The organism is Halomonas sp. DN3, assembly GCF_024137905.1.
Lineage (GTDB): Bacteria > Pseudomonadota > Gammaproteobacteria > Pseudomonadales > Halomonadaceae > Halomonas > Halomonas litopenaei.
The window spans coordinates 4,687,541-4,703,668 of record NZ_CP099965.1; the positions used below are offsets into that span (position 1 = coordinate 4,687,541).

14 protein-coding genes are annotated in these 16,128 nt (G+C 66.8%); all 14 read left to right on the top strand.

The genetic code is table 11. The features are described from left to right. The first annotated feature begins 8 nt into the window (after window positions 1-8). The 14 genes from fliT (at window position 9) to NKF27_RS20245 (ending at window position 16,112) form a co-directional block, all read left to right on the top strand. The gene (gene fliT / locus NKF27_RS20180) at window positions 9-467 is read left to right on the top strand and encodes a flagellar protein FliT (protein ID WP_253554627.1); all 459 of its coding nucleotides are present in this window, start codon (window positions 9-11) and stop codon (window positions 465-467) included. Beyond that, window positions 464-1,846 (top strand): flagellar hook-length control protein FliK, encoded by a 1,383-nt coding sequence (locus NKF27_RS20185; RefSeq protein WP_253554628.1) that lies wholly within the window; start codon window positions 464-466, stop codon window positions 1,844-1,846. The genes fliT and NKF27_RS20185 overlap by 4 nt, the downstream gene beginning before the upstream one ends. Next, window positions 1,843-2,133 (top strand): EscU/YscU/HrcU family type III secretion system export apparatus switch protein, encoded by a 291-nt coding sequence (locus NKF27_RS20190; RefSeq protein ID WP_108448565.1) that lies wholly within the window; start codon window positions 1,843-1,845, stop codon window positions 2,131-2,133. Before NKF27_RS20185 ends, NKF27_RS20190 begins: the two co-directional genes overlap by 4 nt. 291 nt (window positions 2,134-2,424) lie before the next feature. Continuing rightward, window positions 2,425-2,751 (top strand): flagellar transcriptional regulator FlhD, encoded by a 327-nt coding sequence (locus NKF27_RS20195; RefSeq protein WP_045994768.1) that lies wholly within the window; start codon window positions 2,425-2,427, stop codon window positions 2,749-2,751. Next, window positions 2,748-3,335, top strand: a complete 588-nt coding sequence (flhC, locus tag NKF27_RS20200; protein WP_045994769.1) for a flagellar transcriptional regulator FlhC — start codon at window positions 2,748-2,750, stop codon at window positions 3,333-3,335. The genes NKF27_RS20195 and flhC overlap by 4 nt, the downstream gene beginning before the upstream one ends. 310 nt (window positions 3,336-3,645) lie before the next feature. Beyond that, window positions 3,646-4,518: a flagellar motor stator protein MotA gene (motA, locus tag NKF27_RS20205; protein WP_045994770.1), complete on the top strand. Its 873-nt coding sequence runs from the start codon at window positions 3,646-3,648 to the stop codon at window positions 4,516-4,518. After that, window positions 4,515-5,486: a flagellar motor protein MotB gene (gene motB / locus NKF27_RS20210; protein WP_083970640.1), complete on the top strand. Its 972-nt coding sequence runs from the start codon at window positions 4,515-4,517 to the stop codon at window positions 5,484-5,486. The genes motA and motB overlap by 4 nt, the downstream gene beginning before the upstream one ends. Before the next feature lie 23 nt (window positions 5,487-5,509). Next, a complete protein-coding gene (gene cheA / locus NKF27_RS20215) occupies window positions 5,510-7,771 on the top strand; it encodes a chemotaxis protein CheA (RefSeq protein ID WP_253554629.1) in 2,262 nt (753 codons plus the stop codon). Next, entirely contained in the window at window positions 7,768-8,271 is a 504-nt protein-coding gene (locus NKF27_RS20220) for a chemotaxis protein CheW (RefSeq protein ID WP_045992359.1), read from the top strand. Before cheA ends, NKF27_RS20220 begins: the two co-directional genes overlap by 4 nt. Before the next feature lie 65 nt (window positions 8,272-8,336). Then, entirely contained in the window at window positions 8,337-10,097 is a 1,761-nt protein-coding gene (locus NKF27_RS20225) for a methyl-accepting chemotaxis protein (protein ID WP_253554630.1), read from the top strand. A gap of 92 nt (window positions 10,098-10,189) precedes the next feature. After that, window positions 10,190-12,337, top strand: coding sequence for a methyl-accepting chemotaxis protein (locus NKF27_RS20230; protein WP_253554631.1), 2,148 nt, complete (start codon window positions 10,190-10,192; stop codon window positions 12,335-12,337). Continuing rightward, a complete protein-coding gene (locus tag NKF27_RS20235) occupies window positions 12,334-13,206 on the top strand; it encodes a CheR family methyltransferase (protein ID WP_253554632.1) in 873 nt (290 codons plus the stop codon). The genes NKF27_RS20230 and NKF27_RS20235 overlap by 4 nt, the downstream gene beginning before the upstream one ends. A gap of 69 nt (window positions 13,207-13,275) precedes the next feature. Further along, window positions 13,276-14,334, top strand: a complete 1,059-nt coding sequence (locus NKF27_RS20240) for a chemotaxis response regulator protein-glutamate methylesterase (RefSeq protein WP_253554634.1) — start codon at window positions 13,276-13,278, stop codon at window positions 14,332-14,334. 41 nt (window positions 14,335-14,375) lie between these two features. Continuing rightward, the gene (locus NKF27_RS20245; RefSeq protein WP_253554637.1) at window positions 14,376-16,112 is read left to right on the top strand and encodes a methyl-accepting chemotaxis protein; all 1,737 of its coding nucleotides are present in this window, start codon (window positions 14,376-14,378) and stop codon (window positions 16,110-16,112) included. Window positions 16,113-16,128: the final 16 nt, after the last annotated feature.

Genomic DNA, 16,128 nt, shown 5'->3' on the forward strand with positions numbered 1-16,128 from the left:
GGTCCTAGATGCCACCGCTTGCCGAGTACCATGGCCCAGATACTCAAGGCCCAGATACCCAAGGCCCAGATGTTCAAGCCCCCCTGCTGTCTCGCTATGAGGCGCTGCTGGCGCTGACCGAACAGATGCTGTCGCTGGCCGCCGACCACGCCTGGGACGAGCTGATTGCTATTGAGAGCGACTATGTCAGCCAGGTTGCGGCGCTCGACAGCGCGGCACTCGACAACCCAGCACCCGATGGCGCGGCACCGATGGCAAGCCTCGACGCCGACGAGCGCCAGCGCCTGGGCAGCCTGCTGGAGGCCATTCTGGTCAATGATCTGGCGCTGCGAGAAAAGCTGGTCCACCGCCGTGACGAACTCGGCGAACTGCTCAAGGTGTCGCGCAACCAGCAGGACCTGCACCGCGCCTACGCCGGTGGCCGGGTGGTCAACGCCGGCACCCGCTTTCGACGCGAGACGCCGTGAGCGGCATCACACCGCTGATCGATACCCTGCTCCACCAGGTGCTGGGCAAGCGTGTCGACGTGCCCCCGACCAAGGACCCCAACGCCCCGGTCCAGCCGGTGGACCCGGGGCGGGGGCCAGGCGCGGTCCATAGCGATTCGCGCCTGGACGCGCGGCGGCCCCAGCAAGCCACCGCCACCGCCGGCCAGCGCCCGGCAACGCCGAACGCCGAGGTCCCCACCGACAGCGATCGTCCCGCCTCGACCATCACTCGATTGAGCGCACCCGGCGCTCGCATCGCCGAGCTGCTGGCGCGTTTTCCGGCGCCGCCCTCGGCGCTAACATCGACGGGCCCCCTGCTACCGGCGAGCCCCGCCCAACAGGCGGCCCCGAGCGGGGCGCCGTCGACGCCAGGCGCCACACACGGCGCCCCGGCAACCACGACAACCACGACAACCACGGCGACCAGTTCAACGGCCGGGCTGGCCACTGGCCCGTCGGGCCCCGCCGTCACGATGCTCGCCGAGCGCCTGGGCGAGCGCGTGCGCGACAGCGGCCTGTTCTACGAGTCTCACCTCAATCGCTGGTTTCACGGCAACCTGGACCGCGCCCAGCTGGCCCGGGAGCCCCAGATGTGGCGCGCCCTGGTATTTCGGCCAATGGCCAGCGAGACGAATGCTCAGACCTCTGGGCACTCCCCCGCTTCAGGCTTTGGTCGGCTCTCTACTCAAGCGGGCGCAATGGCGGGACAACCGAACACGCAACCGAGCTCTCAATCGGGCTCTCAACCGAGTACTCAACCGAGCTCTCGACAGAACATGGCGCCCGCTTTCCCGCTGGCGCCCTGGCGCAGCTCCCAGCCGGCCGGCTATCTGCCCAGCCTGGCGACGACGATCGCCGTCGATGCCCAGGGCGCCCAGGGCGTCTCGAGCACATCGGACGATGCCGCCGCCCGGCGCGAGGGCGCATCCCCAAACGGCGTCCACGAGAGCCTCGCCCCCTTGGTACGCCACCAGCTCGAGATGCTGGCCACCCCGGTGCTGCGCTGGGAAGGCGATGTCTGGAGCGGCCTGTTCATGGCGCTCGCCATCCATCCCCCGCAACGGGAGCCGGATCATCAGGGCGGCGGCAAGGGCCGCGACGACAACAAGGACGAGGAACACGCCTGGCGCACCGAGCTGGAACTCGAGCTGGCCGAACATGGCTCGCTCAGGGTGTCCGCGATGCTCGGTGAAGAGCACCTGAGCCTGCGCCTGGCGACGTCCGCCGAGGCGCTGAGGGATCGACTCGAGCAGGGGCGCGAAACGCTGATACAGCGCCTCGAGGGTCATGGCTTCGCCCGGGTGGAGCTGACCATCACCGAGGGCGACCGTGGATTCGCCGAGGAGCTTGCGAAGTGAGCGATGACCAACCCACCCCCTCGCGCCGCCATGCGGTGGCGCTGAGCTATGGTGAAAATGATCAGGCACCGAGGGTGATCGCCAAGGGCTACGGCGATATCGCCGAGCGCATCATCGACGAAGCTCGCCGCCAGGGCATCCACGTCCACGACGAACCGGCGCTGGTGGGCCTGTTGATGCAGCTCGATCTGGACGAGCAGATCCCCCCTCGTCTCTACCAGGTGATCGCCGAATTGCTGGTGTGGGTGGGCGAGCTAAATGCGAGCGACTCGCGAAACAGCGCGTAACAAAATGTACATACTTAAGTAAACTTGGGTTTTTATGGCGTCGTAAATGTCGGTTTTCTTTGAATATTCACTTTTCTTGATACACATCATACGGACACCGTTGAAGCTTTTTCCTCCCTCCTGCCTTGCGCCACACTGATAGCAATCGACAATACCTCACATGGTGGACTTGGACCTGACACTTAAACGTCAAAAAGTTCCGATAGTGTCCGTCCGCACCTCAACAGGTATATCGGCAATACCTAAAGCTGGCGATGATCAGCAAAAAAAAACGATCAAGGCAGGGAACCCATGAGCAATCAGTCACTGATCGACGAGATTCAGGAGTTGAATCTTGCCTATCTTCTACTGGCCCAACGTCTGTTGGCCGAAGACCGCACCACCGCCCGTCTACGTCTGAACATCAGCGAAGAACAGGCCGAGCTGCTGGAAAGCTTCAATGCACGCCAGTTGACCCGACTGTCACGCACCAACCAGCTGCTCTGCCAACTGGGGCTCGGCTCCACCGAGCAGTTGCGTCAGGTGGTGGACAACCCGCGGGAACAGGGCCTGGCCCACCTCCACTCCTCGCTGTTGATGGCTTGCAGCGCGGCCTCTACCGGAGGCGCGCTGACATGAGCACCAAGAGCCTGGTCCAGGAGATGCATCAGGTGCAGCTCGCCATCGACCTGATCGAACTCGGTGCGCGTCTGCAGGTACTGGAAACCGAGACCGACCTCAGTCGGGCCCGCCTGATCCGGCTGTTCAAGGAGGTCCGCGGCATGTCACCCCCCAAGGGCATGCTGCCGTTTTCCACCGACTGGTTCATCACCTGGCTGCCGAACATCCACTCGTCGCTGTTCTACGCCTTCTATCAGCGCCTGCAGGACCAGGGTTGCGAGCGCATGGAGGCCTTCGTCAAGGCCTACCGGCTGTACACCGAGCAGATCGACATCGACGCCGCCGAGCCGGTGCTGGGGCTGACCCGGGCCTGGACGCTGATCCGCTTTTTTGAAAGCGACCTGCTGCAGTTGACGCCCTGCACCCGTTGTCATGGCAACTTCGTGGCCCACGCTCACTCGCCGAGCCACGACTACGTCTGCGGCATCTGCCAGCCACCGTCCCGCGCCGGCAAGACCCGCCGTCGCCAGGCGCAGAAGGACGAGGCCGCCAAGGCGGCAGAGACGCCAGCGATTGCAGGGCCGGTCAAGCATCTGGCTTGAACCCTCTTTAGCATCGCAGGCTGCAGGGTGACTCCTTGTCGGAGCGCCCTGCGGCAGTCCAGTCCGCGGTTATCCGCCCTGCTCCGTTCTCACTGCTCCGTTCTCACTGCACCCTTCGACCTACGCCCCTCACTCCCTGTCTCCGCTCTCTCTCTGCCTTCACTCTGTCTTCACTCTCTCCCCTTCTTCCTTGGGCCCACCGATCCTGCATATTTTTTCGTTGAACGGTGATTTCACGGCTCAAGTCTGTCGCCGGCACGCCGATAACTGAAGCAGAACGTCTTCCACGTCTCTGCAAAGGATAGTCGTCGTGCTGATACCTATTGGATTCGCGGTCGTGCTGCTGTCGGTATTCGGGGGCTTTGTGCTCTCCGGCGGCAGCCTCGGCCCGCTGTTCCAGCCGACCGAACTGCTGATGATCGGTGGCGCCGGCGTCGGCGCCTTCATCGCCTCCAACCACGGCAAGGCGCTCAAGGCGACCTTCCGCATCTTCCCTCGTCTGAGGCGCTCCAAGCGCTACGACAAGGCCATGTACATGGAGTTGATGGCGCTGCTTTACCGGCTGCTGGCCAAGGTGCGCCGCGACGGCATGCTGGGCATCGAGCGCGATATCGACAACCCTGCTGAGAGTGCGCTGTTCAGCGAGTACCCCAAGGTCGTCGCCGACCCGATGATCATGAACTTCCTGACCGACTACCTGCGCTTGATGGTGGCCGGCAGCATGGACCCGATGGAAATCGACGAGCTGATGCTCCACGAGATCGAGATGTTCGAGCAGGAGGCGCATATTCCTGCCGACGCCATCGCCAAGGTCGGCGATTCCATGCCCGCCTTCGGCATCGTCGCCGCGGTGATGGGGGTGGTGAAGGCGCTGAGCGTCACCGCCGCCGATCCCGCCGAGATGGGGGTGATGATCGCCCACGCCCTGGTCGGCACCTTCCTCGGCATCCTGCTCGGCTATGGCTTCATCAGCCCGCTGGCCTACCGCATCGAACGCCAGACCGGCGAGTCGATCAAGATGCTGCAGTGCCTGAGGGTCACCCTGCTGGCCAGCCTGCACGGCTATCCGCCGCAGCTGGCGGTGGAGTTCGGCCGCAAGGCGCTGCACACCAGCGAACGCCCGAGCTTCAAGGAGCTCGAGGACCATGTGCGTGACGCCAAGGCCAGCGCGGGGGCCGCATGAGCAGCCCCAACCAGCGCCGGCCGATCATCATCCGCCGCAAGAAGGTGGTGCATCGCCACCATGGCGGTAGCTGGAAGATCGCCCTGGCTGACTTCATGACGGCGCTGATGGCGCTTTTTCTGGTGATGTGGATCCTGTCTTCCGCCAGCCGCGAGACCCGCGAGGGCGTGGCCGACTACTTCAGCATGCCGCTGCTGGCCGCCATGACCAATGGCGACAGCGTGGCCATGAGCCCCCAGGTCATCCCCGGCGGTGGGCCCGACGTGACCAGCCAGCAGGGCGAGCGCATGCGCATCGACCTCAAGCGCCAGACCCGCCCCAGCGAGCAGCAACGACGCGCCTTCCGTGACCTGCAGCAGCGCATCGAGCTGGCCATCCAGCAGGACCCCAGCCTTCGCGGACTACGTGACCAGCTGCGCTTCGACATGACCCAGGAGGGGCTGCGCATCCAGTTGCTGGACGACGAGCAGCGGCCGATGTTTGCCCTCGGCAGCGACCGCGTGGCGCCCTACCTGCGCAATCTGCTGCGCACCATGGCGCCGCTGCTCAACGACCTGCCCAACGACCTGAGCATCAGTGGCCATACCGACAGCCTGGCCTACCTGAACGGCCGGGGCGGCTACAGCAACTGGGAGCTTTCCTCTGACCGCGCCAACGCCTCGCGCCGGGAGCTGCTCGATGGCGGCCTCGAGGGCGACAAGCTGCTGCGGGTGGCAGGCCTCGCCGACCAGGTGGTGATGCCTGGCACCGACGCCGATGACCCGATCAATCGACGTATCGAACTGGTGGTGCTGTTTCCCAGCGTCGCCGAGCTGATTCGCCACCCCGGCACCCTGGATCCGCGAGCCCCCAGGCCCGCCAGGGGCGGCGGTGAGGCCCAGCTCGCCGGTCCCCTCGAGGACATCGAGGCACGCTTTCACACCGCCCTGGCCAATTCCCCAGCGTCGCCGCCAGACGAGCCGCACTGAACCAGAACAAGGGTGACACAGGCATGGATATCACCGACTTCTACGACACCTTCTTCGAGGAAGCCGAAGAACTGCTGGCGGACATGGAACGCCATCTGCTGGAGCTGGACCCAGCAGCGCCGGACACCGAGCAGCTCAACGCCATCTTCCGCGCCGCCCACTCGATCAAGGGCGGCGCCGGTACGTTCGGCTTCGAGATCCTGCAGCGCACCACCCACCTGTTCGAGAACCTGCTCGACCATACCCGGCGCGGCGAGCTGCGCCTTCGCCCCGACATCGTCGACACCTTTCTGGAAACCAAGGACATGCTCAACGACCAGCTCGACGCCTACCGCAACGAACAGGCGCCGGACCAGGAGGCCTACGAGCGCATCTGTCAGACCCTGAAGACCCTGGCGCTGGAAGAGATCGGCCAGGCGCTGGACGGCGGCGCCGAGCCTGCGGCACCTGCGGCGGCAGCGGCTGATCCGGCCCCCGCCCCGGCGGCGACGGCTGCGCCCGCCTACTCGCCCGCGGATCAAGCCGCCACCAGTGAAGCGCCGGCACAGGACGACGGCACGGCCCTGGTGGTGGCGCTGATCGGCGTCGCCGACAAGGACCGCGAGCTGCTGGTGGAAGAGCTGGCCCAGCTCGGCGAGGTGCTGGAGCGACGCGGCGACGCCCAGCGCCATGAGGTGGTGCTGTCCACCAGCGTCAGCGCCGAGGATATCGAGGCGGTGATGTGTTTTATCGCCGAGGCCGACCAGGTCGAGATAGGTCCCTGCCAGAGTGTCGCTGGCACAGCCCCTGTTACCGGCACTGACAGCGCCCCGGAAAGCGCCCCGGAAAGCGCGGATGACAGCGCCGGCGATACCGCAGAAAAAGCCCCCGCCGCCCCAGCGCCTGCGGCCGAGCCAGTCGCTGCGGCGCCCGGCTCGGATGCGGGCAGCACCGCTGCTGCCACTGCTGCTGTCACGACCGCCGCCGCTGCTGCCACGACCGCGGATGCCGGCTCGTCCCTGCCGCGCCAGCAGCGCAAGGCCAGCGCCAAGCCGGTCAAGGAGGCCAGCTCCATCCGCGTCTCGGTGGACAAGGTCGACCAGATCATCAACCTGGTCGGTGAGCTGATCATCACCCAGTCGATGCTCGACCAGACCGTCAGCGAGCTCGACGCCGCCGCCGATCCGCGCCTGCTCAACGGAATGAGCCTGTTGCAGCGCAATGCGCGGGATCTGCAGGAGGCGGTGATGTCGGTACGCATGGTGCCGATGGACTACGTCTTCAGCCGCTATCCGAGGCTGGTCCGCGACCTGGCCTCCAAGCTCGACAAGGACGTGGAGCTGACCACCGAGGGCGAGTCCACCGAGCTCGACAAGAGCCTGACCGAGCGCATCATCGACCCCCTGACCCACCTGGTACGCAACAGCCTGGACCACGGCATCGAGTCGCCCGAGGCGCGTCTTGCCGCCGGCAAGCCGGCGACCGGGCGGCTGACCCTGTCGGCCCAGCACCAGGGCGGCAACATCCTGATCGAGGTGATCGACGACGGCGCCGGCCTGGACCGCGAGCGCATCCTGGCCAAGGCCCGCGAAAGCGGCCTGAACGTCTCCGACGCGATGAGCGATGACGAGGTGTGGCAGCTGATCTTCGCCCCCGGCTTCTCCACCGCCGCCCAGGTCAGCGACGTGTCCGGCCGCGGGGTCGGCATGGACGTGGTCAAGCGCAACATCCAGGCCATGGGCGGTCACGTCGAGATCCTGTCGCGCCAGGGCCAGGGCACCACCACTCGCATCGTGCTGCCGCTGACCCTGGCGATCCTCGACGGCATGTCGATTCGGGTCGGCGAGGAGACCTTCATCCTGCCGCTGTCGGCGGTGCTGGAGTCGCTGCAGCCCTCCCGCGACAACCTCTACGCCATGGCCGGCGACGACCAGGTACTGCAGGTGCGCGACGAGTACCTGCCGGTGGTGGCGGTCCATTCGGCGCTGGACGTGGCCAACGCCCGCACCGAGATCACCGAGACCATCGCCGTCATCGTCCAGGGCGAAGGGCGCCGCTACGCCCTGCTGGTGGACGACCTGATCGGCCAGCAGCAGGTGGTGGTCAAGAACCTGGAAACCAACTACCGGCGGGTGCCGGGCGTGTCCGCCGCCACCATCCTGGGTGACGGCAGCGTGGCGCTGATCCTGGACATCGCCGACCTGCACCGCCTCGACCGCGAGAAGAAACAGCGACGCCACCACGATACTCGCGGCGCCCACCTTTTGCCTGAATCCCAGCCCCTGACGGAGGACCTTTCAGCATGAACCAGCACACCGATCTGGCAGCACAGGCGGCCACCGACCTGAGCCATCGTGAATTCCTCGTGTTCTCCCTGGGCGACGAGGAATACGCCATCGACATCCTCAAGGTCCAGGAGATCCGCGGCTACGAGAACGTCACCCGCATCGCCAACGCCCCGGCCTTCATCAAGGGCGTGACCAACCTGCGCGGGGTCATCGTTCCCATCGTCGATCTGCGCATCAAGTTCCGCCTGGAGCGGGTCGAGTACGGCGGCCAGACCGTGGTGATCGTGGTCAACGTGGGCACCCGCGTGGTGGGCATCGTGGTCGATGCGGTATCCGACGTGATGACTCTGGCCCCGGAACAGATCAAGCCGGCCCCGGAGTTCGGCGTGACCCTGTCGTCGGACTACCTGAGCGGCCTGGGCAGCCTCGAGGACCGCATGCTGGTGCTGGTGGACATCGACAAGCTGTTGACCAGCGACGAAATGGCCCTGGTCGAACACGCCGGTGACGGTGCCTGACGCCCTCTGCTCCCGATCTATCCGGTCCCTGGACCCTTGAAACGACGCCCGTACAGGAAAGGCACGTGAAGCGACTCAATGACATGACGGTAAGGCTGAGCTGGACGCTGGTACTGGGCACCTTCGCCCTGCTGGTGGCGCTGCTCAGCGCCCTCGGCCTCTATATCACCTCGCTCAGCGAAGACTCGATCCAGCGCCTGAACGAGGTCAACGTCGACCAGCAATCCGCCCTCAACCGGGCCAACTCCCAGCAACTGTTCCTGCAGCTCGAGCTACGCGACATCCAGGCCGGACTGCTCGACGCGGTGTGGCCGGACGAGCGGGAACCGCTGATCGAGGCGGCGGATGCCCTCGACGACGACCTGGCCACCCTGGAGGCCACCTTCGCCGAGTTCATGGCGCTGCCGAGCCGCCCCGAACAGGCCGAGCGCATCGCCGGGGTGGAAGCGGCCTTCCGCGCCCTGGTCGACCAGGGGCTGGTCCCGCAGCGGGCGGCGCTGGCAGAGGGCGACACCGACGCCTTCACCCAGAATCGTGAAGGCCTGATCGCGCTCAGCGACGCCTTCTACCAGGCAGCCGTGGACTTCTTCGTCGCCGCCGAGAGCAACGGCGCCGCGCTCTACGACACCTTCCTCGAGAACATGGGGCTGCTGCAGTGGGCCATCGTCGCCGTGCTGATCGTCGCCGCCCTGACCATCGGTGCGGTGCTCTGGGGTGTCACGGTCAACGTGATTCGTCCGCTGGGGCGGCTGGTCGGCTACTTCGAAGCGGTGGAGTCCGGCCGCCTGGACCAGCAGATTCCCGAGCGCGGCAACAACGAGATCGGCCGTCTCTACGCCTCGCTGGCCAAGATGCAGGCGGGGCTGGCCGGCACCGTGGGCGCGGTACGCGACAGCGGCAACCTGATCTACCAGGGTGCCCAGCATATCGCCGGCGGCAACAACGACCTGTCCGCCCGCACCGAACAGCAGGCCGCCTCGCTGGAGGAGACCGCCTCGAGCATGGAGGAGCTGTCCTCCACCGTCAGCCAGAACGCCGACAACGCCCGCCAGGCCAGCCAACTGGCCAATGAAGCGAGCAGCGCCGCCGGCCGCGGCGGCGAGGTGATGCAAAGTGTGGTCACCACCATGCACGACATTCGCTCGGGCTCTCATCGCGTCGCCGACATCGTCGGCACCATCGACGCCATCGCCTTCCAGACCAACATCCTGGCGCTGAACGCCTCGGTGGAGGCGGCGCGGGCCGGCGAGCACGGCCGCGGCTTTGCGGTGGTCGCCGAGGAGGTGCGCAAGCTGGCCAGCCGCTCGTCGGAGGCGGCACGGGAGATTCGCGAGCTGATCGACGCCTCGCTGAATCAGGTCGGCTCGGGCACCGAACTGGTGGATGAGGCCGGCCAGGTGATGCAGGAACTGGTCACCTCGGTCACTCGCGTCAGCGACATCATGGACGAGATCGCCTCGGCCACCAGCGAGCAGAGCCACGGCATTGGCCAGGTCAACGACGCCATCAACCAGATGGAGCAGGTGACCCAGCAGAACGCCCAGATGGTGCAGCAGGCCGCCTCGGCCTCCAACCAGCTCGAAGCCGAGGCCAGCCGTCTGGCCGCCACCATGAGCCGCTTCCAGCTGGCCGACAGCGGGGCCGATGCCGACAACAGCCAGGACGAACTGGCCCGCTGGATGCCGGCACTGCGATCGAGCCAGCGCGACGCCGAGGCCAGCCGCCACGCCGGGCAAAGACCCCGAGCCGGCCAGACCAACAGCAACACCAGTACCAGCACCAGCCAGCACGACAGCAGCAGCGACGACGAGTGGGAGTCGTTCTGACGACCTCACTCAGGGCTGCCCGGGGACACCCCTAATGACCTCGGGCAGCACCCGCGACAACCACACAAGAAAACGACCATGCAGGGGGCAAGATGCGAAACAATCAACCGACCACCCAGCGGGAATTCGTGCTCGATGACGATCATTTCCTGATCTCCCGCACCGACCTCCAGGGCCGGATCACCTACGCCAACCCGGCCTTCATCGAGGTCAGCGGCTTTGCCCGCGACGAACTGATCGGCGAACACCACAATGTGGTGCGCCACCCCGAGATGCCGCCAGCCGCCTTCGCCGACCTGTGGAAGTGCCTTCAGGCCGGCAGGACCTGGCAGGGACTGGTCAAGAACCGCCGCAAGAACGGCGACTACTACTGGGTCAGGGCCAGCGTCTCGCCGCTGGAAGAGGGCGGCGAGGTGGTCGGCTACGCCTCGGTGCGGGTCAAGGCATCGAGCGACGAGATCGCCCTGGCCGAGCGCGCCTACGCCGACTACCGCGCCGGCAAGCGCCGCCCCCGCTACGCCCTGCGCCAGGGCCAGCTACGCCGGCGCGGGCTTTTCGGCGCCCTGGGACGGCTGAACCTCAAGAGCATGAAGGCGCGTCTGATCGGGCTGATCGGGGTGGCGGCGGTGCTGCTGGCGGCCAGCGGTGCGATCGGGCTCTACGCCGAGCGTCAGTCGGTGGGCTATTTGGCGTCCATCCACCAGGACGGCCTGCAGGACGTCGCCAGCCTGCAGCGCATGGATCAACTGATCACCCAGGGGTATTCGTCGCTGGTGGGCAAGGAGCGCATGGCGCTGATGGACAAGCGTGAGGAGCACGCCGCCGAGCTTTCGGTGATCCAGCAGAGCCTCGGCGGACTGTGGGAGCGCTATCGCGAGCGCGAGGTCAACCAGACCGCCCTGGCCGACATCTTCGAGCGCCAGCTCAATGAGTACCTGGAGAACTCGCTGGGCAAGTCGATCGAGATCCTCACGGGTGAGGACAGCTACGAGGTGTTCGTCGCCCTGCCCAACCACATCGGCGTGGTAGAGGCCGAGGGCAAGGCGCTGTCCGACCGGGTCACCACCCTGATCCAGGACAAGCAGGCCGCCGCCAACGCCCTGGCGGCAAAAGCCAGCCGGATGCAGCAGACCATGCTGATGGTACTGGCCGGGGTGCTCGGTGCGGGCCTTCTGCTGCTGGTGTTGATCGGTGGCCTGACCCTGCGTGCCATGCTCAAGCCGCTGCGCGAAGTGGAGCGTTTCAGCCTGCAGATCGCCTCGGGCAACCTGGGCGCCGAAGTGCCCAGCGCCCGGCGCGACGAGATGGGCCGCGTGATCGCCGGCCTCGACGTGATGCGCAAGAGCCTCGGCAGCATCATCGGCGACGTCAACAAGGCCATCGGCCAGGTCACCCCGGCGGTAGCCGATATCGCCAGGGGCAACGAGGACCTGTCGGCGCGTACCGAGCAACAGGCGTCATCGCTGCAGCAAACCGCCGCCAGCATGGAAGAGATGACCACCACCGTCGCCCACAACAGCGACAACGCGCGTCAGGCCAGCGGTCTTGCCTCGGACAACGCCGAGCGCACCCAGGCCACCAGCGAGCTGATGCAGCGCCTGGTGGGCAACATGGGCGAGATCACCGAGGGCTCGCGCAAGATGGCGGAGATCATCTCCACCATCGATGCCATCGCCTTCCAGACCAATATCCTGGCGCTGAATGCCTCGGTGGAAGCCGCCCGGGCCGGCGAGCAGGGTCGTGGCTTTGCGGTGGTGGCCGGCGAGGTACGCAAGCTGGCCGGCCGCAGCGCCGACGCCGCCAGCGAGATCCGTGGGCTGATCGACGACGCCAACCAGCGGGTCGACGGCGGCGCCGAACTGGTGCGCCAGGCCGAAGCCTCCATGACCGAAGTCATGGAAGCCACCACCCGGGTCAATGACATCATGGCGGAGATCACCGCGGCCTCCAACGAGCAGAGCAACGGCATCGTCCAGATCAACCAGGCGGTGACCGAGATGGACCAGGTGACCCAGCAGAACGCCGCCCGGGTCCAGACCTCCGCCGCCGCCGCCTACCAGCTGCGTGCCCACAGCGAGGCACTGGCCTTCGCCATTCGCGCCTTCCGCCTGAAGGGCTCGGCCCAGGAAACGGTGAGCGAGAAGCGCGAGCGTCAGGAACCACGGACCGACGACAGTGCGCCGCGACGCGAGCCGGCGCCTGCCGCCCAGACACACCATGAGGAGTGGGAAGCCTTTTGAACGAGCCCCTGGCACCACCAGGCAGCTGGAGCACGAGCGAGGGGATCCCCTCGCTCGAGCGTGACCTGCTGCTGACCGAGCGCGACTTCAGCCGCATTCGTCAGCTGATCCATGAGCGGGCCGGCATCGTGCTGGCCGAGCACAAGCGCGAGATGGTCTACAGCCGTCTGGCCAAGCGCCTGCGCCATCATGGTCTGACCCGCTTCAGCGACTATCTGGAAAGACTCGAACGACGTCCGGATGCCAGGGAATGGGAGGCGTTCACCAATGCCTTGACCACCAATCTGACGGCCTTCTTCCGAGAGGCCCACCATTTTCCGCTGCTGGCCGAGCACGCCAGTGGCCGTACCGGCGGTTACCGAGTGTGGTGTGCCGCCGCCTCCACCGGCGAGGAGCCCTACTCCATCGCCATGACGTTGAGCGATGTCTTCAGCGGCAATACCAGCAAGTTCGAGGTCATCGCCACCGATATCGACACCGACGCCCTGGCCCGGGCCCGCGCCGGGGTCTACAGCATCGAGCAGCTCTCGCGGCTGGACGAGGGCCTCAAGCGGCGCCACTTCCTGCGCGGCAAGGGCCGCCACGAGGGCATGGCGCGGATTCATCCCGAGGTCAGCCAACGCGTTGCGTTCCAGTCGCTCAACCTGCTCGCCCCGAGCTGGGGCCTGGAAGGCAAGTTTGACGCGATCTTCTGCCGTAACGTGATGATCTACTTCGACAAGCCGACCCAGACGCGGATCCTCGAACGCTTCGCACCGCTGCTCAAGCCCGACGGTCTGCTGTTCGCCGGCCATTCGGAGAACTTCTCCCAGATCAGCGACGCCTTCCGGCTGCGTGGCCAGACCGTCTATCGACTGGCCGGGCGCTGAACGACGCCTAAAGATCCCTCCCCGGCAGCCGATAACACAGATACTGGCCCATCCCCCTAGGAGAGCTGCTTGAGCGCCCCCAAGATCAAGGTGTTGTGCGTCGATGACTCGGCCCTGATTCGCAACCTGTTGAAGGAAATCATCCAGTCCCAGGCGGACATGGAGGTCGTGGCGGTGGCGCCCGATCCGCTGGTGGCGCGGGATCTGATCAAGCGCCACAACCCGGACGTGCTGACCCTGGACGTGGAAATGCCACGCATGGATGGCCTCGACTTTCTCGAGCGCTTGATGCGACTGCGCCCGATGCCGGTACTGATGGTGTCGTCGCTGACCCAGGCTGGCTCCGACATCACCCTGCGCGCGCTGGAGCTGGGTGCGGTGGACTTTGTCGCCAAGCCGACCCTGGGCATCCGCGACGGCATGCTCGACTACGCCAATGACATCGCTGCGAAGATCCGCGCCGCGGCACGCTCGCGCCCCCGCCAGACACGCCCGACCCAGGAGCCGCCCAGGCGCCTGTCGGCACCCATCATCGGCAGCGAGAAGCTGGTCGCCATCGGCGCCTCCACCGGCGGTACCGAGGCCATCCGCCAGGTGCTCGAGCCGCTGCCGGCGGCGAGCCCCGCCATCATCATCACCCAGCATATGCCCGGCGGCTTTACCCGCTCGTTCGCCGAGCGCCTGGACCGGCTGTGCCAGATCTCGGTCAAGGAGGCCAGCGACGGCGAGCGCCTGCTGCCCGGCCACGCCTACATCGCCCCGGGTGACATGCACCTGGAGCTGGCCCGCAGTGGCGCCAACTACATCGCCCGACTGCACGACGGACCGCCGGTCAATCGCCACCGCCCCTCGGTGGACGTGATGTTCGACTCGGTGGCACGCCTGGCCGGCGCCAACGCGGTGGGCGTACTGCTCACCGGCATGGGCAAGGACGGCGCCGCCGGCCTTGTAAAGATGCGCCAGGCCGGCGCTTCCACCCTGGCCCAGGACGAGGCCAGCTGCGTGGTATTCGGCATGCCGCGAGAAGCCATCGCCCTGGGGGGGGCGGACGAAACCGTCGCCTTGCCCGAGGTGGCGCCGAGGATTCTCGCGCTGGTCGCCGCCGCAGGGCGTGCCCAGCGCGTCTGATGGTCGCCCAGGGAAGGGCGTATTCGCTCAAGGAGTTCACCGTGTCACTACTACGCAATATTCGCCTGCACACCCTGATGGTCGTGATGCTGGCCTGCCTGCTGGTCGCCTCGGTCATCGGCCTGGGGATCGGCATGCTGAGCAGTCACAAGGCCGCCGAGACCCTGTCGCTGCTCAACCGCATCAACGTCGAGCAGCTCAACGCGGTCAATCGCGGTGACGCCCTGCTCAATGAGGCACTGCTGGAGATCGAGGTCGCCGCCACCAGCCAGCACCAGGATCGGCTGGGCAGGGCCCAGGAGCTGATCGTCAGTGCCGAGTCCTACTTCGACCGCTTCGCAGCGGTGCCGCGCACCTCCCAGGGTGAGGCCGTCGGCGGACGCATCGAACAACGCTACCCGGTGGTCATGGACGGCGCCGTCGAACTGATCGAGGCACTGCGCGATGGCGACAGCGAGAGCTTCGAGGCCGGTAGCCTGGCGCTTGCCCCGGAACTTGCCGAGCTCAGCCAGGCGCTCGATGAATTCGGCAGCTACGCCGACGACCGTGGCGACGCCATCCTCAGCGACTTCGAGCGCCAGTCACGCCTGGATCGCGGGCTTGAGCTGGCGGCCCTGGCGATGATCCTGCTGGCCATCGCCGGCGCCTACCTGCTGCTGAAAAGCCTGGTGATCAAGCCGCTGGCACGGGCGGTGGAGAGCCTGGACGCCATCGCCCACGCCGACCTGTCGCGACCGATCCAGGTGCGGGGCGACAACGAGATTAGCCAGCTGTTTCGCGCCATGCAGGAGATGCAGCACAAGCTTGGCCAGACCGTCAGCGAAGTCCGCCGGGGCGGCACGCGCATGGCCGGCGGCAGCCACGAGATCGCCTCGGGCAATGTCGACCTGGCGACCCGCACCGAACAGCAGGCGGCCTCCATCGAACAGACCGCCGCCAGCATGGAGCAGCTCACCACCACGGTGTCCCAGAACGCCGACAACGCCGGCCAGGCACGCCACCTGGCAAGCCAGGCTTCAACCACCGCCGAGCAGGGTGGCCAGGTGGTCAGCCAGGTGGTGGAGACCATGGAAACCATCAGCCAGGACTCGCGCCAGATCAGCGAGATCACCGGGATGATCGACGCCATCGCCTTTCAGACCAACATCCTGGCGCTCAACGCCTCGGTGGAGGCGGCACGGGCCGGCGAACAGGGCCGCGGCTTCGCGGTGGTCGCCGGCGAGGTCCGCAGCCTGGCCAGTCGCAGCGCCGAGGCCGCCGGTCGCATCAAGTCGTTGATCGAGACCTCCACCAGCCGTGTCGACGGCGGTACCCGGCTCGCCCGCCAGGCCGGCGAGACCATGACCGAGGTGGTCGGCTCGGTGCGCCGGGTGCTCGACATCGTCGACGAGATCGCCGTGGCCTCCCGCGAGCAGAGCGACGGCATCGGACAGATCGGCCAGGCGGTCGTACAGATGGACCAGACCACCCAGCAGAACGCCTCGCTGGTGCAGCAGGTGTCACGCGCCGCCGAAGACCTGGCGCTGCAGGCGCGCCAGCTGGCCGCCGCGGTGGAGGTGTTCCGCCTGCCAGCAGGGGTCGAGACAGACGGCCCTGACATGCCGTCAAGCGCTGCGGCAAGCGCGCCGGGGCAGCCGCTGACGCCGAGCGCCAGCCACGACACTGACCCAGACACCCGCCCCGGCTCTCCCCACGGCTCCCCCTACGGCGATGGTCGCCGCGAGCCCGAGGCCCGCGTAAGCCAGCGACAAGACGAAACCGAATGGGAGGCCTTCTAGGCCTCCACCCCAAGCG

Coding starts and splice junctions, on each gene's coding strand:
- fliT (WP_253554627.1), top strand. CDS start 9: ATGCCACCGCTTGCCGAGTACCATGGCCCAGATACTCAAGGCCCAGAT.
- NKF27_RS20195 (WP_045994768.1), top strand. CDS start 2,425: ATGAGCAATCAGTCACTGATCGACGAGATTCAGGAGTTGAATCTTGCC.
- flhC (WP_045994769.1), top strand. CDS start 2,748: ATGAGCACCAAGAGCCTGGTCCAGGAGATGCATCAGGTGCAGCTCGCC.
- motB (WP_083970640.1), top strand. CDS start 4,515: ATGAGCAGCCCCAACCAGCGCCGGCCGATCATCATCCGCCGCAAGAAG.
- cheA (WP_253554629.1), top strand. CDS start 5,510: ATGGATATCACCGACTTCTACGACACCTTCTTCGAGGAAGCCGAAGAA.
- NKF27_RS20220 (WP_045992359.1), top strand. CDS start 7,768: ATGAACCAGCACACCGATCTGGCAGCACAGGCGGCCACCGACCTGAGC.
- NKF27_RS20230 (WP_253554631.1), top strand. CDS start 10,190: ATGCGAAACAATCAACCGACCACCCAGCGGGAATTCGTGCTCGATGAC.